Annotated in this window: 1 protein-coding gene; it reads left to right on the forward strand. The window is 60.0% G+C overall.

Going from position 1 to position 335, the window contains the following annotated elements:
• A partial coding sequence (locus tag MKZ40_RS17085; protein WP_282628011.1) for a helix-turn-helix domain-containing protein occupies positions 1 to 335 on the forward strand: 335 nt, incomplete at both ends.

The following is a 335-nucleotide window of genomic DNA, read 5'->3' on the forward strand; positions in this document are numbered from 1 at the left end:
GCTTTACGTGGAAGCCGACCGGGGGAGCCTTTATGCCTGCCCGGAATGCGGCAAGGCATGCCCGGCGCATGACTTTGCCGACAAGTCCTGGCGACACCTGAACTTCTTCCAGCATCATTGCTATCTCCATGCCCGCGTTCCTCGCACCCGGTGTCCAGAGCACGGCGTCAGGCGAGTCGAGGTGCCCTGGGCTCGCCCTGATAGTGGCTTCACACTGTTGTTTGAACAGGCTGCCATGTCGTTGGTCAGGGAGATGCCTGTGCTCGCCGTCTCTCGGCAATTGGAAGTCACTGACAAGCGTTTGTGGCGCATCGTGCATCATTACGTAGGCCGCA

Source organism: Cobetia sp. BMC6, from assembly GCF_029991385.1.
In the GTDB taxonomy this organism is placed as follows: Bacteria; Pseudomonadota; Gammaproteobacteria; order Pseudomonadales; family Halomonadaceae; genus Cobetia.